Raw genomic sequence first — 20602 nt, forward strand, 5'->3', positions numbered from 1 at the left:
TGTTACAGGTTATTTTTTCAGCTTCTTAGCTTTCTCCAAAACTGACAGTTTCAATCCTTCTTTGTAGGCTACGATTTTATCGAGGACACATTTATCAGCACTTCCGATAATTTGTGCGGCAAGAATACCTGCGTTTTTTGCACCATTGAGTGCAACTGTTGCCACGGGAACACCACCCGGCATTTGTAAAATAGAAAGTATGGAATCCCAGCCGTCAATGGAGTTACTGGATTTTACGGGAACACCAATCACCGGTAACGGACTCATAGCAGCCACCATACCCGGAAGATGTGCAGCACCGCCGGCTCCCGCAATAATGACTGAAATACCACGCTTGTGGGCGTTGGTGCTGAAATCTACCAGTTTTTCAGGAGTGCGGTGGGCAGAGACGATGTCCACTTCCACTTCAATGTCAAATCCTTTTAAAATATCAACGGCTTCCTGCATTACAGGCAGGTCGCTGTCGCTTCCCATGACGATGGCTACTTTACTCATTTCGGGTTCAAGGTTTAAAGTTCAATATTCAAAGTTACCTATTAATTTTAAATTTAGTTGTGATTTGTTCTGCTAACTGCTACTGACCACTTGAATAGAATCCTTCACCTCCTCAGCAATCTTTCTGGCTTCGGTGATATCTTCATTCACTATGGTGACGTGCCCCATTTTTCTATAAGGGCGGGTTTCTTTTTTGCCGTAAATGTGCGGTGTAACGCCCGGCATGGCCATGATTTTTTCGATGTTTTTATAAACCACTTGCCCGGTGTGTCCTTCAGCGCCTACTAAGTTGACCATAATTCCGGCCACTTTGCTGTCGGTGTTGCCTAAAGGTAAATCTAAGATTGCCCGTAAATGTTGCTCAAACTGATTGGTATAACTGGCTTCAATACTATAATGTCCACTGTTGTGGGGTCTTGGAGCCACTTCGTTAACGATGATATCGTCGTCTTCGGTTTGGAAAAGTTCGACAGCCAACAAACCAACATGTTCAAATGCTTTGGAGACTTTCATGGCCACTTCCCGGGCTTTTTCCGTGACAGCGTTATCAATTCGTGCGGGACAAAGCACATATTCCACCTGATTGGCGGTGTGATGAAATTCCATTTCCACTACAGGATAGGTTTTGATTTCACCGGAAACAGAACGGGCAACAATCACCGCTAGTTCGTTTTTAAAGGGAATCAGTTTTTCAGCGATGCACTCGCCTTCAGCAAGCGGAATCAAATCTTCAGCATCACGGATGATGTTCACACCTTTTCCGTCATAACCACCGGTAGCACTTTTCCAGACAAAAGGATAGTGCAGTTCCTTGCGCACAAGGGCTTCCTGAAGGCTGTATTTGTCCTTAAAAAGGATAAAAGCCGCCGTGGGAATTTGATGGTCTTTATAAAATTGTTTTTGAACAGCTTTACTCTGAATATATCTCAGGGTTTTCGACGATGGATATACTTTTACGGCTTCGTTTTCAAGTTTTTCCAGAGCTTCAACATTCACGCCTTCAATTTCAAAAGTGAGGACATCCACATCTTTTCCGAAGTTATAAACGGTTTCATAATCCATCAAATCTCCCTGAACAAATGTGTTGCAGGCAATTTTACAAGGTGCTTCAGCACTGGGGTCAAGCACTTTGGTGGCGATGTCATATTTTCGGGTTTCATAGAGCAACATTTTGCCCAATTGACCACCGCCAAGGATGCCTAAAGTGAAATTGGATGAGAAATAATTCATAGGAAATTTCGGTTTGCGCAAAGATAAGTAAAAGGAATTTTAAACTGGTTTGCGTTATAATTTAAAGTGTATTCAAATGTAAATTTTCCTTTCATTTAAGAGAAAATAAATTATTTTTTTTACGCTGTATTTTGAATCAAAAAATTTCATTCCTTTGATAGAATCTAACCAATAATATTTATGATTTTTCCAAAAACGGAATTGCGTTTTATAAGCAAACAAATTGGCTACGGTGTAGTGGCTACAGAATTTATTCCAAAAGGCACAATTACCTGGGCATTAGATGCTTTAGACAGGGAATTTACGCCTCAGGAAGTTTCCAAAATGGATCCCAAATACCAAAAAATCCTTGACTTTTATACCTATAGAAACAACCGCGGAAACTTTGTGTTTTGCTGGGATTTTGGCCGTTATGTCAATCACAGTTTTAATGCCAACTGCATCAGCACGGCCTATGATTTTGAAGTGGCGATTCGCGATATCCACCCGGGAGAGCAATTGACCGATGATTATGGCTACCTCAACATAACAGAACCTTTTGAAGCCGAAGACGAAGGCACCGAACGAAAAATTGTTTACCCCGATGATTTGGTGCGCTATCACAAAGAATGGGATGAAAAAGTGAAAGCTGTCTTTCCATTGATTACGGAGTTAAATCAGCCGCTTCGGACTTATATTTCTGAAGAAGTCTGGCAGAAAGTTGAAAAAATTGCTTCCGGTAAAGAGAAAATGCTTTCCATCCTGAGTTGTTATTTTGAAGAAAATAAACTGGAATTAAACAAATCAAAGTAAATTAAACTGGCTTGCTTTTCTCAATGAACCACTGTTTCAATTCAGGTAATGCAATTTCTTCAAAATGATTGATTACTTTGTCTGCAAGCGCATAATCCTGATTTTTTGAGTGGATGCTGTCATAACCAACACAAGCGATGTTTGCAGCTTTAGCGGCGAGAATGCCATTTGTGGAATCTTCGATGACGACACAATGGTGCTTTTCTTTTTCGGCAGCCTGAGCGGCTTTTATAAAAATTTCAGGATGTGGTTTTGAGGCTTTTAAATCGGCACCACTTAGTTTTTCTTTAAAGTAGGGATTCAAATTAAAACGGTCAAAAACAGCATTGATGGTTCCCATGGAAGCAGAAGAAGCTAAAACCAAAATGAGTCCATTTTCATAATACTCCACAATGCGTTCTTGTACACCTGAAATAAGCGCCAGGTCAGGGTCATTAATAAATAAATCCTGAAATTTAGACCGCTTGTGCAAGACCAGTTCCTGAGGATTAACAGCCAACTGAAAATGCTCACACAATTGCCTGCAGACTTTTAGAGTGGATTGACCGGTAAAGCTGTGGTACATCGCGTCTGTTACCTCCAGGTTTCTGTCATAAAACATTTGAAAATAGGCTTTGTGGTGCAGTGGTTCTGTATCTACTATCACTCCATCCATGTCAAATAAGACTGCTTTTAATGACATAAAAAGATTTTTGGCAAAAGTAAAAAAACAACAGCTTCATCAAAGAGTCTTTTAACAAAAAGCTTTCCTATAAATATCATAATTTCTTAGCATCTTTCAGCCATTTTTGGTATTATAGCTTTTTAAAAATGAATTATGTTTGAGGCCCGCGAAATAAAAAATCTTACCAAATTTCGAAAAGAATTGCACGCACACCCCGAACTCTCGGGTGAAGAAAAAGAAACGTCCAAAAGAGTACTTGCTTTTTTGGAAAAATGCAAGCCTTCTCATATCATTTCATCAATAGGTGGTTATGGTGTTGTAGCAGTTTTTGACAGTGGAATAAAAGGCCCAAATGTTTTGTTTAGAGGGGATATGGATGCGCTTCCCATTGAGGAAATCAATGATTTTGATTACCGCTCCAAAACAAAAGGGGTTTCCCATAAATGTGGTCACGACGGGCACACAACCATGCTATTGGGTCTTGCAAAACTGCTTTCTAAAAATCCTCCAAAGGAAGGAAAAGCGTTAGTACTTTTTCAACCGGCGGAAGAAATTGGAGCCGGTGCGGCAGCAGTCTTAAGAGATGAAAATTTTATTTCCTTAAAGCCCGATTGGGTTTTTGGATTGCACAATCTTCCGGGATATCCCTTGCACGAGGTTGTTGTGAAAGAAGACTCCTTTACCGCTTCAGTAACGAGTATTGTGATTGATTTCCACGGAAAAACAACGCACGCTGCCGAACCTGAAAACGGCATCAACCCCGCGATGGCGGTTTCTGAATTGGTTTTACAGGCATCATTATGGTCAAACAACCTGCCGGAACGCGACGATTTTGCAGTAGTAACACCCATTCATATTGAGTTAGGAAGTAAAGCCTACGGAACATCACCCGGAGAGGCTACCGTTGGTTTCACTATCCGCACCTGGACAGAAACAGAAATGAAAAAGCTACAGGAAAAAATGGAAGTTTATCTGGTTGCTTTGGCCAAAAAATACCGGCTCAAATTAAAATATAAATACACAGAAGATTTTAAAGCCAATGATAACAATGCTGAAGCAGTTGAAAACATTACTACAGCTGCTAAAAACCTTAAATTTAAAGTAACTGAAAGAAAATCACCCTTCAAATGGGGAGAAGATTTTGGATTGTTTACTCAGCAATACAAAGGTGCTTTTTTCGGAATTGGTGCCGGTGAAGACTGCCCCGCTTTGCACAACCCGGAATATGATTTTCCTGATGAATTGATACCAACAGGTTCAAAGATGTTTTACGAACTTTGCAAAAACTACTTAGCATGCCCTTAGACCTCCACACCAGCCACATTGAAATCAGTAAAGCGGCTTACAAGCACAATATTAATTTTTTAAGAAGCTTTTTGGGTGAGGGTGTGAAAATTTCATCGGTGGTGAAGGGAAATGCTTATGGCCATTCTATTGAACTATTTGCGCCTCTGGCTGAGGAAAATGGTGTTGATCACTTTTCGGTTTTTAGCGCAGACGAAGCTTACAATGTTCAAAAGGCTAGTAAACAACGTAGTGATATTATGATTATGGGTTCTGTTGAAGATGAGCAACTGGAATGGGCGATAGAGCAGGATATTTCCTGCTATATTTTTGATTTAAAGCGACTGAAACAAGCAGTTTCATTTGCCAAAAAAACAAGAAAAAAAGCAAAAATTCACATTGAGGTAGAAACCGGAATGCACCGTACAGGCTTTGATGTAGACGAGTGGCAGGAAGTCGCAGAAACTTTAAAGGCCCACAATGATGTTTTGATATTCAAAGGTTTATGTACTCATTTTGCCGGAGCAGAAGAAATTGCTAATTATTACCGCATAAAACAACAGCAACAAAACTTCAGAAGGGCAAAACGGTATTTTAAAGATTTTGGCCTTGAGCCACAACTTATACACACAGCTTGCTCCGCAGCTACCTTGCGGTATCCGCAAACCCAGGGAGATATGGTGCGACTGGGGATTGTTCAATACGGCTTTTTTCCAACCAAAGAAGTCTTGATTCACTTTCTTGAAAAAGCAAAAACTAAAGAAGACCCCCTGCAAAGGCTTTTAAGCTGGAAAAGCAAGGTTATGGATGTAAAGAATGTCAAAACCGGTGATTTTGTTGGCTATGGCACTTCCTTTATGGCCGGTCAGCCCATGAAAATTGCTACTATTCCTGTGGGGTACAGTCACGGTTTTAGCAGGTCTTTGAGTAATCAAGGCAGGGTGTTGATCAATGGGCAACGTGTTCCGGTTATCGGTGTAGTAAATATGAATATGATGACCGTTGATGTAACACATCTGGACACCATTGAAAAAGGTGATGAGGTCGTTTTGATTGGTAAGCAAGGAGATTTGGAAATTGGTGTAAGTTCTTTCAGCGAATTTAGCAATCAGGTTAATTATGAAATGCTTACAAGACTTCCCGCAGAAATTCCAAGAATAATGGTAGATTAAAAAAAAAGAAATATACTTTGAGTTTTGAAGAACTTAAATTAAGTTTATAAAATAATAAAAAGACTATATATCTTTTTCGATGACTAAAGATTTTCTTGAAAACTTCCTTCAAAATTATATGGTTCCCATATTGATGATTTTGTTGGTTCTTCTAGCAATTGCTTTGGTATATTACAGGCTAAGGTTTGGATATCTCACCTATAAAAAAAGACAATATCTTCCTAAAATTTCAGATGCGCTTACCGAATTAACATTCTCAGGATATAAAGGGGAACGTTTACAAACTGAAGTCAAAAACTTTAAATCTCGCTTTCCTTACCATAAAAAATGGTTTCAAAAATTAGTATTGTCATCCATCATTGATTTAAGTCTTAATTTGAAAGGAGATCTAATTTTTCAAGTGAGGGAGATTTACATGGTACTTGGGCTTCATAAAAATAGTTTGAAACTTATCAAAAGACCTTTTTGGTATACCAAATGTAAGGGTATTTATCATTTTCAGGCATTGAATTTTGTGCATGGTCAAAAATATATCAAACCTTACATTACTTCTAAAAATGAAGTTTTAAGGTCTAATGCTTTTATAGCACACCTGTATCTCACAACTGAGCCTTTTGATTTTTTAGTAGATTATCCATATTCTTTATCAAGCGTAAATGAGTATAAAGTGATTGATGTCTTTTATATGAAAAAAGAGCCCATTCCAAAAAACATAGATAGCTGGCTTGATGCTAAAAACGAATCAATAGTTATTTTAGGTTTAAAAGTGATGGTATTTTACAATTATACAGGGGCATCTGAAAAAATTATTTCCCTTTTGAATCATGAACGCCATAGAATTAGAGAAGAAGTTATTCTTTCTATAAGAGAATTATTTTTAATTGATGCAGAAGAAGCGCTACAAAATCGTTTTGATAAGGAAGACAAGTTGTTAAAAATTGAAATTTTAAAATCCTTAGCAGTTATTGGAAGTGAATCCAGTATTTCGTTTATCACTAAAATTTTGATAAGAAAACACCTTGATAAAGATATTAAAATGGAGCTGTTAAGGTGTTTGAAGTCTATTGATATTAGCTATTATGAAAGCCGCTTTTTAGTTGATATGGAAATTGATAGAATGAAATTACATATAAATTCTGCTTATTTATGAAAGAATTATATACATACATAGTAGAATTTCTTAATATTTATGAGTGGTTTATAGCCGGGTATGCATCCTTTTATGTAGTTTCCTATTTAATTTTTGCCTTTCTTTCATATTATGCTATTCGCAAGTATGTATTGATGAAGCATTATATCAATGAGGAGGTTTTATTAAAATCCAATGAAGCGCTAGGTGTTTCTATAGTTGCACCAGCTTTTAATGAAGGTGCAACAATAGTTTACAATGCAAAATCTTTATTGTCACTTTCTTATCCAAAATTTGAAGTAATTATTGTCAATGACGGCAGTTCAGATGACACTTTAGAAAAGCTGATTAAAGAATTTGATTTGGTCAAAGTACCTTTTTTTTACCAGGAGCATATTGAGACCGCTCCAGTAAAGGGGCATTATAAATCAAAAAACCCGGTGTACTCTAAACTTTTAGTGGTTGATAAAGAAAACCGAAAATCCAAGGCCGATGCTTCAAATGCAGGTATCAACTCTTCACAATACCCTTTGTTTTTATGCACAGATGTAGATTGTATTTTAAAACCCAATACTATTGTAAAGCTTGTTAAACCTTTTATTGAAAGCAAAATAAAAGTTATAGCATCAGGTGCGGCGATTAGAAGTTCTAATTCCTGTGAAGTCAACGAAGGCTTTCTGGTGAAGGTGCATTTTCCAAAAAAGTGGTATCCCATGTTTCAGGAGTTAGAATATGTGCGTGCTTTTTTGTTTGGTAGAATGGCCTGGAGTCAATTAAATAGCTTGATATTAGTTTCAGGAGGTTTAGGTATGTTTGATAAAGAAGTGGCCATTGAAGCCGGCGGCTATAAGCATACGTCTTTGGGCGAAGACATGGAACTCATCATAAGGATGCGAAAAGTAATGTATGATAAAAAGGAAAAATTTAAAATCACCTACATTCCTGAATCTTTATGCTGGACAGAAGTGCCTCCTAATTTAAAAATTTTAATGCGACAACGCATTCGTTGGGCAAGGGGTTTGATACAAACCCTGGCAATTCATAAAAACATGTTTTTTAAACTAAAATATGGAAGAACGTCCTGGTTTGCTTTGCCTTATTTTTTCTTTTTTGAATTTTTAGCACCCATTATTGAACTATTTGGTTTATTGTTGATTGCCACAAGCTTGATTTTATCTTTTTTTTATGCAGGATTTATCAATTATGAGTTTTTAATGTGGTCCATGCTTTTTGTTTACTTTTTTTACATTAATATTACAATCATATCTATTTTACTGGATGAATTGTTATACAAAAGTTATGCAAATATAAGAGAGGTTTTAAAGCTTATAGGTATGGCGTTGATTGAACCCTTTTTATATCATCCGGTGGTTGTAGTAGCTGCAATAAAAGGATACTGGCAGTATTTTACAAAAAAAGAAGCAACTTGGGGCGTGATGGTAAGGAAAGGCTTTGCAGACGTAAAAAAATAATTAATCCAACATGAAAATTTCAAAATATATTCGATTATCCAATAACCTATGTGCAATCTTAGCCTGCGCGCTTTTTTTTAGCTTTCAAATTTCCCTTGCTCAACAAATTAATACCGATAGTTTGCTCTTGCAGGCATATGAATCTTTAAAGCAAAAAGAATATTCCGGAGCTTTAAAACAAGCTCATTTAGGGAAAAAAATTAGTCCCGAGTATTTGGATTTTCAGGTTTTAATTGGCAGAGTCCACCAATTAACAAATCAACGAGATAGTGCCCGATTTTATCTCAACAGAGTTTTAGAAAAAAATACTGCTTATGAAGAAGCATTTTTGTATTTAATAAATTTGGAATTGGAAACAAAAAATTATGAAAATGCAGAACGTGTTATAAATAACGCGATCACTATTCATCCTGAGAATAAGAACTTTCGTTTTAAAAAACTACAACTATATCAATCAAAAGAAGCTGTTGAAAGTGAGCGTACATATTTAAAGGAACTTTCAACTTTATATCCTGAAAACTCTGAAATAAAACAACGCATCTTTTGGCTTGATTCACGCTTTAACAGCAACCGCATCGGACTTCAATACAGTCTTACAAGTTTTAACCGGGACGGGGTAGGCCCCTGGCACCTTGGAACTATTCAATATATAGGTGAGAGAAAATGGGGCTCAGTTTTAGGAAGAATCAATTATGCAAACAGGCGCTCCAATGGTTCACAGTTAATTGATGGAGTTCAGTTTGAGGGAGAATCTTACTTTTTTACCGGTGAAAACAGTTATGCAAATGTATCGATAGGCTATTCTGAAGATTTGGTGTTTCCAAAATGGCGATTGGGAGCTTCCTATTTTCAAACATTACCCAAGGGTTGGGAACTCGATTTGGGAGCGCGCTATACCTATGTTGCTCAAAACAGCATACCGGCCGGAATACTTGGAGTTGGTAAATACTTTGGTTCATACTGGATGCATCTAAGATCTTTTTTCCAGGAACAAAATACGAATGTGTATTCCGCCTTCACTTTAACATCCCGCTATTATTATAACACCCGATTTGATTATGTTAATTTTATTTTAGGTTATGGCACTTCACCCGATGAAAGAGTGATACTGGCAGATTTAGATCAGCGAGTGGAACTCAACTCTTACAGAGCCGGATTGGGGTATTACAGACAATTTGGAAAGCATTTCATTGCCGGAGTTCAGGCAGTTTACAACCGCCAGGAATACATAGATGAAAATTGGCAAAATGAGTTTGAATCCTTTATAATGCTTCATTACAGACTTTAAATCCATTAATAAAATTAATGTTTACTGCATTACGATTATGCACTTTATCGTTAAAAAATGTACTTAAAGTGAAATAATTGTAAGAAAAAGTTGTAATCCTGAAATATTTTTTTACTTTAGCAATATGGAAAGTGTTTTTGCCCGAAACACTTTCGATTATGTACCCAAATTTATATAACCTATGAGTAATGCTGAAAAAATCCTTGTGGTAGAGGATGATCTACTCACATTAAGAATTCTAAACTTCATTCTTAAGAAAGAAGGCTATGCTGTTTCAAGTGCCAAAAATGGTCTGGATGCCATTGAGCGCATGAATGTAATTCAACCTGATTTGGTAATAACAGATGTGATGTTGCCACTAAAATCAGGACTTGAAGTAACGAGCTATTGTAAAGATCATTTCTCACACATTCCCGTTATTGTTTTATCTGCATTGGGAGAAGAAGAAGGCACGGTTACCAGAGCCTTTAAACTTGGAGCAGATGACTTTGTTGCAAAACCATTTAACCCCAATGAGTTTTTGCTTAGAGTAAAAAGATTATTAATGAAAAAAGAAGTGCGTATCGCAATATAATTTACTTCTACACTTTCATTTAATCTGATTTTATTTTTTAATTCAGGAGTCATTCTGAAAGGCATACCTATTTTCTATATTTTTTACGAAATCTTCACAAAATATTAAGTGTAAAATACAAAGTATAAATACCTTATATTTCGTAAATTTGCACTTTCATTTTTCAAATCACGATTTTGATTCAACTTCACGACAAATCTTTTGTCCCCTTTATTTCCAAAAAGCAGATTGAAACTGCAATTGTTAAACTTGCTTCTCAAATTTCAGAAGACACAAAAGGGGAAACACCTATATTTATTGGTGTTCTTAATGGCGCTTTTATGGTGATGAGTGATTTGATGAAATCTTATAAAGGCAACTGTGAAGTGAGTTTTGTAAAAATGGCATCCTATAAAGGAACAGAAACAACAGGAAAGGTGACTAAGCTTATTGGAGTCAATGAAGGTCTAAAAGACAGAGTTGTTATCCTGGTAGAAGACATTGTTGATACCGGAACGACTTTAGAATTACTCCATGAAATTGTTTTAAAGGAAAAACCTAAAACATTAAAAACCGCTACGCTCTTTTTTAAACCGGAAGCGTATAAGAAAAATTTAATAATAGATTATATTGGAATTGAAATTCCGAATCGATTTATAGTTGGTTTTGGTCTAGACTATGATGGTCTGGGCAGAAATCTCCCCGAAATATATCAATTAAAAACACAACACATGACAAACATTATTTTATTTGGCCCTCCGGGAGCAGGAAAAGGAACACAGGCAGAGGTTTTGAAAGAGTCTTACAATTTGGTTCACATTTCTACCGGAGATGTTTTTCGTTACAACATAAAAAATGAAACCGATTTAGGGATGTTAGCAAAATCATATATGGACAAAGGCCAGCTAGTACCCGATGAGGTGACCATCAAAATGCTGAAAGCTGAGTTTGAAAAACATGAAGGTGCAAATGGGTTCATATTTGACGGTTTTCCTAGAACAGAAGCTCAAGCAGAAGCACTTGACAAACTTTTAAGACAAAAAAACACTCAGGTTGATGGAATGGTAGCTCTTGAAGTTGATGACGAAGTATTGGTAAAGCGCCTTTTGGAACGCGGTAAAACAAGTGGACGCGCAGACGATTCAGATGAATCAATTATAAGAAATAGAATTAAAGTGTATTATCAAGAAACTGCAATCCTGAAGAATTACTACCAAAAACAAAATAAATACTTCGGTGTTGATGGCGTTGGAAGCATCAGTGAAATTACTGATCGGCTGAGTAAAGTAATTGATAAATTATAAATTAGATTTTAACTGAAACCTTGAACCTGAAATTAAAAAGATGACAGAAGGCAATTTTGTAGATTATGTAAAGATGCACGTTTCATCAGGAAAAGGTGGTCAGGGTTCAGCACATTTACACCGTGAAAAATACGTTGAAAAAGGTGGTCCAGATGGTGGAGACGGTGGTCGAGGAGGTCATGTAATTGTAAGAGGAAAAGACAATCTTTGGACACTTTTACATTTAAAGTATCAAAGACATATTAAAGCCGGTCATGGAGAGCACGGCTCCAGCGGTAGAAGTACAGGAGCAGAAGGTGAAGATGTCTACATTGATGTGCCACTGGGAACTGTCGTGAGAGATACTGAAACCCAGGAAGTCATTTTTGAAATTACTGAAAATGATGAAGAAAAAATCCTTTTGGAAGGAGGAATGGGTGGTCGTGGCAACTGGCACTTTAAGAGCAGTACAAATCAAACACCACGCTATGCACAGCCCGGTATACCAGCTCAGGAAAAAGACATTACTCTTGAACTCAAAATACTTGCTGATGTAGGTCTGGTAGGGTTTCCAAATGCCGGAAAATCTACGCTACTTTCAGTTGTGACAGCCGCAAAGCCTAAAATTGCTGATTATGAGTTCACCACCTTAAAACCCAATCTCGGAATCGTAAAATATCGTAACTTTCAAACTTTTGTGATCGCTGATATACCCGGGATTATCGAAGGTGCAGCTGAAGGTAGAGGTCTTGGACATCGGTTTTTAAGACACATTGAGCGCAACTCCACCTTACTTTTTTTAATTCCGGCAGACTCAAAAGATATCAAAGAGCAGTATGATATCCTGTTGAACGAACTCAAAAAGTATAATCCCGAACTGCTTGACAAAGAACGTTTAGTTGCCATCACAAAAAGCGATATGCTGGATGAAGAGTTAAAGGCAGAAATGAAAAAAGAACTCGATAAACAGTTTAAGGGAATCCCCTATTTATTTATTTCCTCTGTGGCACAACAAGGGTTAGCCGAGCTTAAAGATAAACTTTGGAAAATGCTTCAGGTGGAGCATTAAAATAAAAATAACTTTAATACTTCTTTAGAACCTTTCGCATAAAAGCTTTTGTATATTTAGCACCAAGTTTTAACTGGAATGAAAGCTTTTTGTTATTTTGTATTTTTAGTGTTTCTTAGCTCTTGTGGCGCTACCATTGCTTATGATTTTGATACCGAAAAAGACTTTACAACCTTTACAACATACAATTTTTACCCCTCAATCTCTTCTGGTTTAAGTGAATTGGATGACAATAGAATCTATAAAATTACCGATAGCATTCTGCAAAATAAAGGATTTGTAAAATCTCAAACCCCTCAGTTACTTGTCAATTTTTACAGTGATGAATTTACTACCAGATCCCGTAACACAATTGGTATTGGAGTTGGAAACACTGGAAGAAACACCTCGGTAGGCGTTTCAGGTGGGATTCCAATTGGAGGTGATGAGGTCAATCAAACACTGACGATTGATATAATAGAAGAAAAGACTGATTTGCTCGTTTGGCAAGCAATAGCAAATGGAAGTTACAAAGCGAAAGCAACTCCGCAACAAAAAGATATTTACTACACAAAAACATTGGTAAAGCTTTTCAAACCCTTCCCACCAAAATAGAAATGGAAAGTTTCTGAATATAAATTATTATAAAAATAGCTTGATGACACGATATACGGTTTTACTATTTCTAACATTTGCAGCGACTCTTTGTCTGTCTGCTCAAAATGAATCCTTTACTTTGGGCGAAGAGTTTTATTATGCTGGGGATTATCAGAAAGCAAAACCTCATTTTGAAGCATTTTTAAAATCCAATCCAAATCATTTAAAAACAAAAGAATATTTAGGAGACATCGCTGCGGTAAACTCTGATTGGGATACTTCCTTGTCCTATTATAAAACACTATTGGATGCTCACCCAAACAATGCAAACTACAATTTTAAATATGGCGGCGTTTTAGGAAGAAAGGCACAAAGTGTGAGTAGATTTAGAGCAGCGCTTTATATAAATGAAATAAAATCACACTTGATAAAAGCCGCTCAATTAGACCCCCTTCACATTGAAGCCAGATGGGCACTGATTGATCTCTACATAGCATTGCCATCCCTTTTAGGCGGAAGCGAAAGTACCGCCTTGACTTATGCCGATGAATTGATGAAACTCTCTGAGGTGGACGGCTATTTGACACTGGGGTATATCGCAGAACATTTCAATAGACCCCGGGATGCCGAAAAACATTACAAAAAGGCAATGCAAATAGGGCAGTCACCGCTCACTTATGAAAAACTGGCTGATCTCTATGAAAACAAAACCGGTGAACCTGATAAAGCTATGGAAATTAGAGAGGCTTCAGCCCAAAAACATAAGAGAAACAGTATCAATTATCAAATTGGGAAGATATCAGCGATGTACAATATTGAACTTCAAAAAGGTCTAAATTATTTAAAGACCTTTATTCAGGGTCATAGTGTAAGAGACGGTGTACCACTCGAATGGGCCTATTACAGAATTGCTCAGATTTACAGACATTTAGGTGACAAAAAAAACGCATTGAATTGGTCTCAAAAAGCACTTTCGATAAAAAGTGACTTTGAAGAAGCCATGGAAGAACACAAACGCATTCAAAAAATGTAGTCGATAAACCTATTCACCAATTATTGAGATTATTTTCAAATCTTGTATATTAGCAACCTTTATATAAAAACAGATAGAATATCTAATTTAAATTTTAAAAATTCCATGAAAAAATTATTGATTTTAGTATTGCTTGGGCTCTTTATAGTGCCTGTTAAAGCAAATGAAGGTATGTGGTTCCTGATGCATATTGAGCGACTCAATTATGTTGATATGCAAAAAATGGGACTTCAACTCACCCCTGAAGAAATCTATAGCGTTAACAACAACAGTTTAAAAGATGCCATCGTTCAGTTTGGAGGAGGATGTACTGCTGAAATTATATCCAGTAGCGGATTGATTTTAACTAACCACCACTGTGGCTATGGCAAGATAGCTGAACTTTCAACAGAAGAAAATGACTACTTAACCAATGGGTTTTGGGCAAAATCCTATCAAGAGGAGCTGAAGCCCAAGGACCTGTCCGTTCGATTTTTTGTAAGAATGGATGATGTAACATCACGCATTCTCAATTTAGTGAACGATGAAATGACCGAAGAAGAGCGTGAAAAAGTTGTCAATCAGGAAATCGCAAAAATCCAACAGGAAAACAACGAAGGTGGAAAATATACCGTTTCAGTAAAGTCATTTTATAGCGGAAACGAGTATTACTATTTTGTCTATGAAGATTATGATGATGTACGTTTTGTGGGTGCACCACCAAGCAGCATTGGAAAATTTGGTGGAGATACAGACAACTGGGAGTGGCCAAGACACACGGGAGACTTTGCTCTTTTTAGAGTCTATGGAGATGAAGAAGGGAAGCCTGCTCGATATTCTGAAAAAAACGTGCCTGTACAGGTTGATTATCATTTACCGGTAAGTTTGAAAGGTATTAAAGAAGATGATTTTGCCATGATTTTAGGATATCCCGGGCGCACAAATCGATGGATGCCTGCTGCAGGAATTGATCAGAATGTAAATTATGCTTATCCTGCCTTTGTGGAAGCCTCAAAAGTAGCGATGGATGCCATGAAAGTCCATATGGATAAAAATCAGCAAGTAAAATTGGACTATGCTTCGCGTTATGCAGGTATTGCAAACTATTGGAAAAACCGACAGGGAATGATAGATGCTTTAAAAAAGCATAAAACAGCAAGTGTTAAAAGAGAACAAGAATCAAAATTTATTAAAGAGGTAAGATCAAGTTATCAAAAAAATACAGACCTCAGAACAACTGGCGATGAAAGCTCTAAAAAAAGCTCATCTGCTTCTTCTATCACAGCGTTGGATACTGAAGACATGGTCAAGTATTCAAGTGTAATGGATGTTATTAATGAGTACTATGAAAAGACCAATAAAAGAAGTAGTGAAATCAACTATATTGTTGGAGTATTAAGGTCAAGTCAATTGGCTATAATGCCTATTAGGGTTGAAAACGCATTTGCTGAATACTTTTCATTAGATGAAGTCTCATCAGGCAAGCTATTGGTTAAATTTCAAACTGTAATAGATGAGTATTATGAAACCTATAATGCCGATTTAGAAAAAGATGTTTTCATTGAAACGGTAAACCTTTATGCTTTAAATGTTCCAAATCCAATTCCATATCTGGACAGCTTAAAAGGAGACTATAAAAGAGGGAACAATTCAATCAAAGAAAGTTTAAGTAATTTAATTGATGAAAGTATTTTTTCTACCAAAGAAAGCCTTGAAGAATTTCTTAAAAGTCCAGACAGTACAGTATTTGTAAATGACCCTATTTATAAGATTTCAAAAGACCTTTTAAAAGATTACAGATATCAATCTGAAGAAGAAAAAGAACTTGAAGCTGATTACCAAAAAGCTTATCGCTTAATGATTCAGGGTATGCGTGAAATGAATCCTGATAAGAAACATTACCCAGATGCTAATAGTACTTTACGACTTTCTTATGGTAAAGTAAGAGCACTTCCCAAGGGTAAAAAGCCCAACGATGCCAAAGTAAACTATTATACCACACTCAAAGGCACCGTGGCAAAATACCAACCCGGCGATGACGAGTTTGATATGCCCAAAAAACTCATTGACTTATACAATGCAAAAGACTTTGGTCCTTATGCAGATCAAGCAGGGCATATGCCGGTAAACTTCCTTACAGACCACGACATCACCGGTGGTAACTCAGGATCGCCTGTGTTGAATGGAAAAGGAGAGCTCATTGGTCTTGCGTTTGATGGAAACATCGAAGCCATGGCAGGTGATGTGATCTTTGACGACCAATTGCAACGTGCCATCAATGTAGACGTGCGTTACATCTTGTTCATTATTGACAAATATGCAGGTGCAAAACACCTTGTCGATGAGATGACAATTGTAAAATAGACAGCTCACAATTTTTAATAAAAGACCTTTCAGAGTTTACTGCTTTGAAAGGTTTTTTTATTGGTCTTTGCTTATCTTTACTCCATAAAACACTCACTATGCACATTCATTTCATAGCCATTGGCGGAAGTGCCATGCACAACCTGGCACTGGCGTTACACCATAAAGGAGATACTATTTCTGGAAGCGATGACGAAATCTTTGAACCCTCCAAATCACGTTTGCAAAAAGCCGGACTCTTACCGGAAACCTTTGGCTGGTTTCCCGAAAAAATCACATCACAACTGGATGCTGTCATCCTGGGTATGCACGCCAAAGCCGATAACCCCGAATTACTAAAAGCACAAGAACTCGGACTTAAAATCTATTCATATCCGGAGTATTTATATGAACACTCCAAAAACAAAACCCGTGTGGTCATTGGCGGCAGTCACGGTAAAACCACCATCACGGCCATGATATTACACGTGCTAGATTATCACAACATCCCGGCAGATTATATGGTGGGCGCTCAGCTGGAAGGTTTTGACACCATGGTGCACCTCACTCATGAAAATGATTTTATCATATTGGAAGGAGATGAATACTTATCCTCGCCCATAGACCGGCGACCCAAGTTTCACCTCTATAAGCCCAACATTGCCTTATTGAGCGGTATTGCCTGGGACCACATCAACGTGTTTCCCACCTATGAAAACTATGTCGAGCAGTTTAAAATCTTTGTAGATTCTATTGTAAAGGGTGGCAGCATCAATTTCAATGCAGAAGACCCTGAAGTAGTTAAGGTAGTGGAAGCTTCTGAAAATACCATTCGTAAAATAGGCTACCACACACCTGAGTATACCATTGATAACGGAACCACTTATCTCGACACCCCCGAAGGCCCTATGCCCATTGAAATATTTGGCAAACACAACCTCAACAACCTCGCCGGTGCCAAATGGATATGCCAACACCTGGGCGTAGACGAAGATGATTTCTATGAAGCCATTACCACGTTTAAGGGCGCCTCAAAGCGCCTGGAAAAGATTGCAGAAAGGGACAACTTTGTAGCCTATAAAGACTTTGCCCATTCCCCCTCAAAAGTGGAAGCTACCACCAAAGCCTTAAAAGAACAATACCCCAACCGAAAACTCATTGCCTGCCTGGAGCTGCATACCTACAGTAGCCTCAACCCTGAGTTTTTAAAAGAATACAAAGGAGCCCTCGATGCAGCAGATGTGGCGGTGGTATTTTACTCCATGCACGCCATAAAAATAAAACAACTGGAAGCCATCAAGGACACGCAGATAGAAGAAGCCTTTGAACGAAAAGACCTGGTCATCTTTACAGACCCGGCCGACTTTAAAACCTATTTATACACCCAGGAGTTTAAGAACACAAACCTCCTCTTAATGAGCAGCGGCAACTATGGCGGATTAGACTTTGATGAGGTAAAGGAGTTGGTCTAACATCCCTTGCCAAAAAACCGGAAGTTAATATATAACTAAGTTAGCAAACAAAACCCATAAGTCACCAACCAACCCACCGGTTCAGTCAACACGGCGTTCATACTGGGTCGTGCCGACCATATGAATGCTTAGTTGCCAGTAGTTTTTCTTCGATTTTTTATTGTTAGCTTTTTTGTTAAGTTAGGGACGTCTTTTTTACCAGCAGTTTAAAATATTAGTTGATGTCTGATAAATTCTGGGATTTCGTTTTTATTTTTTATTTTATTGTATATTTTTTTAGCTTTTTTCTTCATTTTTAAATCATTATTCATTTGTGAAGTCTTTAATAAACACAGAGAATAATGGATTTTAAAATTTTCGTCATTTTTAAAGGTTGACTTTGCTTTCTCAAGGTATTTTATTCCCTCCTCGTATTTCTCGTTTAATGTCAATAAAACACCTTTTAAAAAATAAACATCATCATTAACCTTATGATTCATTTTTAAATACTTGCTGATTGCTGTATTAATACAATTCAACCCATTTTTTAAGTCGCCAATCATTGGTGAAGTTAAGGCAATACCATAATATCCTTCAGGGCTTTCTGGAAAATACTCCATAAGTTCTTCATATTTTTTTCTTGCTAATTTAAGACCTTCTACATTTCCGAATCTCATAGCTTCTGCAGCTAGATTGGATTTAAAAATAGAAGCTTTATTTTGGGCTAAACTATCAGCCATATAATAGAAAACCAATGCGTCTTTATCGTTCATTAATCTCATTGTATAGCCAGTAAAAAATGCAGCGTCGCAAAATGTGCTGTCAATCTTGAAAGCTTTAAAAAATACATCTGCAGTTTTATTGAGGTTTTTTTTATCCAATGAAGAATTGAGATGTAACAATTCTATTCCAGCGTTAAAAGCTTTCAATGCCTCTGGATTGCTTGAACCGCAGTACAGATTTTTCCCTTCAAAATAATCTTGCCCAAAGCAAAGATAAATATTGATTAAAAATAATATTAAGAATGTTTTTTTCATGATTTTATGTGCTGCGGTTTAATAAATTACTGTCAGCGTTTCAGGCTCGTATGAGCTGTGGCGTGGATTGAGCAACTAATGTAGCAAAAAAAACCCAAACCTGTGGAAAATCTGATAGACACGAGCACAGCGAACTGGCCGTTAGGTAATTTTCCGAGTGAGCGTTTCCAAGCTAAAGCCTATCGTCGGTGTTGTGTATAGTGCTTTTTATGTCTGTTTATTGTTTTCCACAAAATTGCAATTCCTATTAAAGTTAAAATTGTTCCGCCTATAAAAAATGATATTCCAGCCGTATCACCAAAAAGTCCGGAAAAATAATTTAAATAATTATTTACAATTCCTTTCATATAAAAGCCAGTTGGTGCAATTCCTATTATCAATAAAAAAAGCAAAATTGAATTAATTATACTGATTTTGTTTTTTCAATTTATAAAACCAATAACTAAAACTCCTGTTATTAAAAATCCAAAAGTCCAATCTGCTCTATTAGCTAAGACCTGCCCAGCAGTTAAAGAAGTGAGGGATTCAAGCTTTTCCCAATTTCTGCTTATTATTGCGTCATATTTAGCACCTTGAGATGCTACGTATAATCTTTGAAGTCCGTTAATGATAAAAATCAACGCAATTGTTTCGAATAATATTATTTTAATATTGATTTTCTTTATCATTTTTTGCATTACACACAACTAGTTATATAAACACAAATATACCTTTTTATCACTCAACCTTGCGGGATCAAAACACTTTTTGAGTTTTCTAGATTTATTGTTCGTTCTCGTTGCAACGTCTCCATCAACCACTTTTATTCTAAAATATGCCCTCATTGCACTGTTGAAACAAGTGTTTGGTTCTAAGATAATACATTGATAACCCATAGATAGCGCGTTAATTACTCGTTAAACACTAGTGTTTACGGGTAAACTATAGGCTATCAACGGGCTATCTATGGGTAAAGGTGGGACAAAGAAGGGTGTTGTTGGTCGAAAAAGCATACTAATTGTTTGCAAAACAAGGGTTTGTTGCTTAGGTTTGAGAGAATGTTTAACCTAAAAACACACTGTTATGGCACGATTTAAAAACATAGGAAAAACAAAAAGCCTTTCAGGCTTGATTGGCAATGTGGTGTTGGTTGATGGCGACGTGGTGCGCAGCAGGCCTCAAAGGTCTCAGGTTAAACCCACCCCAAAAGAACAAAATAACCGGGGTAAGTTTGCAATAGTGAATGCGTTCATTAAACTTTTTTACCCATTTATGCAGCCCCGCTTCAAAGATTTGTTTGATAAAAAGACCGCCCGTGACGCCATACGCAGTTACCACCAGCTGCACTTAACTACAGAAGATAATGGGGTTTATACCATACACTACCCGAACGCCCTGATGAGCACCGGGCGCCTGTGGGGGTTTGCATGCGGCCGGGGTCACACTGGAGGGGCATATACTCGCGGTGGCCTGGCAAGACAACAGCTACCAGGCACTGGCCGCAGCAACAGACCTGCTGAGCGTGATTGCCTACAACCCCACAGCAGAGGAAGCCTATTTCTTTGAAGACTGTGTCACCCGTGGTGACGGGCAAGTGTTGTTAACCTTCCCTGATTATTTTCCGACAGAGGAGGTGCACCTGTGGGCTACTTTTGAGGACGAAACTTCAGGTGATTGTGCCAATAGCGAGTACCTTGGCTTTGTGGAAGAAAATTAATAGTGACTTGCTTACCGGTAAAACAAAATTTCTAAAAAAACAGGCTATTTGTTAAT

General features: G+C 37.3%; 20 protein-coding genes. 15 read left to right on the forward strand and 5 right to left on the reverse strand.

What is annotated here, in order from left to right; all coding sequences use genetic code 11:
• Nucleotides 1–9 precede the first annotated feature (9 nt).
• Together purE and purK are read right to left on the reverse strand one after the other, a co-directional pair.
• A complete protein-coding gene (purE, locus tag IEV69_RS04625; protein WP_188439939.1) occupies nt 10–495 on the reverse strand; it encodes a 5-(carboxyamino)imidazole ribonucleotide mutase in 486 nt (161 codons plus the stop codon).
• 72 nt (nt 496–567) lie between these two features.
• Nucleotides 568–1725 carry a 5-(carboxyamino)imidazole ribonucleotide synthase gene (purK, locus tag IEV69_RS04630; protein ID WP_188439941.1) on the reverse strand — a complete coding sequence of 386 codons (1158 nt, stop codon included), beginning with the start codon at nt 1723–1725 and terminating at the stop codon, nt 568–570.
• Between the two features lie 180 nt (nt 1726–1905).
• On the opposite strand from purK, the gene IEV69_RS04635 reads away from it, so the two are divergent.
• Nucleotides 1906–2517: an SET domain-containing protein gene (locus tag IEV69_RS04635; protein ID WP_188439943.1), complete on the forward strand. Its 612-nt coding sequence runs from the start codon at nt 1906–1908 to the stop codon at nt 2515–2517.
• Between the two features lies 1 nt (nt 2518).
• Here IEV69_RS04635 and IEV69_RS04640 read toward each other — a convergent pair whose 3' ends face one another.
• On the reverse strand, nt 2519–3199 hold the full coding sequence (locus IEV69_RS04640) for an HAD family hydrolase (protein WP_188439945.1): 681 nt from the start codon (nt 3197–3199) through the stop codon (nt 2519–2521).
• A 135-nt stretch (nt 3200–3334) separates the two neighbouring features.
• Between IEV69_RS04640 and IEV69_RS04645 the strand changes: the two genes are divergently transcribed.
• The 12 genes from IEV69_RS04645 to IEV69_RS04700 all read left to right on the forward strand — a co-directional run bounded on the left by IEV69_RS04645 (nt 3335) and on the right by IEV69_RS04700 (nt 17834).
• Complete coding sequence (locus tag IEV69_RS04645; RefSeq protein ID WP_188439947.1) at nt 3335–4486, forward strand: amidohydrolase; 1152 nt, start codon at nt 3335–3337, stop codon at nt 4484–4486.
• Nucleotides 4477–5637 (forward strand): alanine racemase, encoded by a 1161-nt coding sequence (gene alr / locus IEV69_RS04650; protein ID WP_188439949.1) that lies wholly within the window; start codon nt 4477–4479, stop codon nt 5635–5637. Before IEV69_RS04645 ends, alr begins: the two co-directional genes overlap by 10 nt.
• A gap of 79 nt (nt 5638–5716) precedes the next feature.
• Nucleotides 5717–6787 carry a HEAT repeat domain-containing protein gene (locus tag IEV69_RS04655; RefSeq protein WP_229741332.1) on the forward strand — a complete coding sequence of 357 codons (1071 nt, stop codon included), beginning with the start codon at nt 5717–5719 and terminating at the stop codon, nt 6785–6787.
• On the forward strand, nt 6784–8238 hold the full coding sequence (locus IEV69_RS04660) for a glycosyltransferase family 2 protein (protein ID WP_188439953.1): 1455 nt from the start codon (nt 6784–6786) through the stop codon (nt 8236–8238). Before IEV69_RS04655 ends, IEV69_RS04660 begins: the two co-directional genes overlap by 4 nt.
• A gap of 10 nt (nt 8239–8248) precedes the next feature.
• Entirely contained in the window at nt 8249–9526 is a 1278-nt protein-coding gene (locus IEV69_RS04665; protein WP_188439955.1) for a YaiO family outer membrane beta-barrel protein, read from the forward strand.
• 181 nt (nt 9527–9707) lie between these two features.
• Complete coding sequence (locus tag IEV69_RS04670; RefSeq protein ID WP_188439957.1) at nt 9708–10100, forward strand: response regulator transcription factor; 393 nt, start codon at nt 9708–9710, stop codon at nt 10098–10100.
• 176 nt (nt 10101–10276) lie between these two features.
• Nucleotides 10277–11383, forward strand: a complete 1107-nt coding sequence (locus IEV69_RS04675; protein WP_188439959.1) for an adenylate kinase — start codon at nt 10277–10279, stop codon at nt 11381–11383.
• A gap of 40 nt (nt 11384–11423) precedes the next feature.
• Nucleotides 11424–12431 carry a GTPase ObgE gene (gene obgE / locus IEV69_RS04680; RefSeq protein WP_188439961.1) on the forward strand — a complete coding sequence of 336 codons (1008 nt, stop codon included), beginning with the start codon at nt 11424–11426 and terminating at the stop codon, nt 12429–12431.
• A gap of 78 nt (nt 12432–12509) precedes the next feature.
• Nucleotides 12510–13025, forward strand: coding sequence for a DUF4136 domain-containing protein (locus IEV69_RS04685; protein ID WP_188439963.1), 516 nt, complete (start codon nt 12510–12512; stop codon nt 13023–13025).
• Nucleotides 13026–13068: 43 nt separating this feature from the next.
• Nucleotides 13069–14040 carry a tetratricopeptide repeat protein gene (locus IEV69_RS04690; protein ID WP_188439965.1) on the forward strand — a complete coding sequence of 324 codons (972 nt, stop codon included), beginning with the start codon at nt 13069–13071 and terminating at the stop codon, nt 14038–14040.
• Between the two features lie 105 nt (nt 14041–14145).
• Nucleotides 14146–16383 carry a S46 family peptidase gene (locus IEV69_RS04695; protein WP_188439967.1) on the forward strand — a complete coding sequence of 746 codons (2238 nt, stop codon included), beginning with the start codon at nt 14146–14148 and terminating at the stop codon, nt 16381–16383.
• A gap of 98 nt (nt 16384–16481) precedes the next feature.
• Nucleotides 16482–17834: a UDP-N-acetylmuramate--L-alanine ligase gene (locus IEV69_RS04700; RefSeq protein ID WP_188439969.1), complete on the forward strand. Its 1353-nt coding sequence runs from the start codon at nt 16482–16484 to the stop codon at nt 17832–17834.
• A gap of 206 nt (nt 17835–18040) precedes the next feature.
• Here the strand turns inward: IEV69_RS04700 and IEV69_RS04705 are convergent, their stop codons facing one another.
• Together IEV69_RS04705 and IEV69_RS04710 are read right to left on the reverse strand one after the other, a co-directional pair.
• Nucleotides 18041–18850 carry a tetratricopeptide repeat protein gene (locus IEV69_RS04705; RefSeq protein ID WP_188439971.1) on the reverse strand — a complete coding sequence of 270 codons (810 nt, stop codon included), beginning with the start codon at nt 18848–18850 and terminating at the stop codon, nt 18041–18043.
• A 422-nt stretch (nt 18851–19272) separates the two neighbouring features.
• Entirely contained in the window at nt 19273–19518 is a 246-nt protein-coding gene (locus IEV69_RS04710) for a hypothetical protein (protein WP_188439973.1), read from the reverse strand.
• A gap of 394 nt (nt 19519–19912) precedes the next feature.
• On the opposite strand from IEV69_RS04710, the gene IEV69_RS14000 reads away from it, so the two are divergent.
• Together IEV69_RS14000 and IEV69_RS13950 are read left to right on the forward strand one after the other, a co-directional pair.
• On the forward strand, nt 19913–20395 hold the full coding sequence (locus tag IEV69_RS14000) for a DUF6266 family protein (RefSeq protein ID WP_373283652.1): 483 nt from the start codon (nt 19913–19915) through the stop codon (nt 20393–20395).
• Nucleotides 20295–20546: a DUF6266 family protein gene (locus IEV69_RS13950; protein ID WP_262891962.1), complete on the forward strand. Its 252-nt coding sequence runs from the start codon at nt 20295–20297 to the stop codon at nt 20544–20546. Before IEV69_RS14000 ends, IEV69_RS13950 begins: the two co-directional genes overlap by 101 nt.
• The last annotated feature ends 56 nt before the right edge of the window (nt 20547–20602 follow it).

It is taken from the genome of Planktosalinus lacus (assembly GCF_014640155.1).
Classification (GTDB): domain Bacteria; phylum Bacteroidota; class Bacteroidia; order Flavobacteriales; family Flavobacteriaceae; genus Planktosalinus; species Planktosalinus lacus.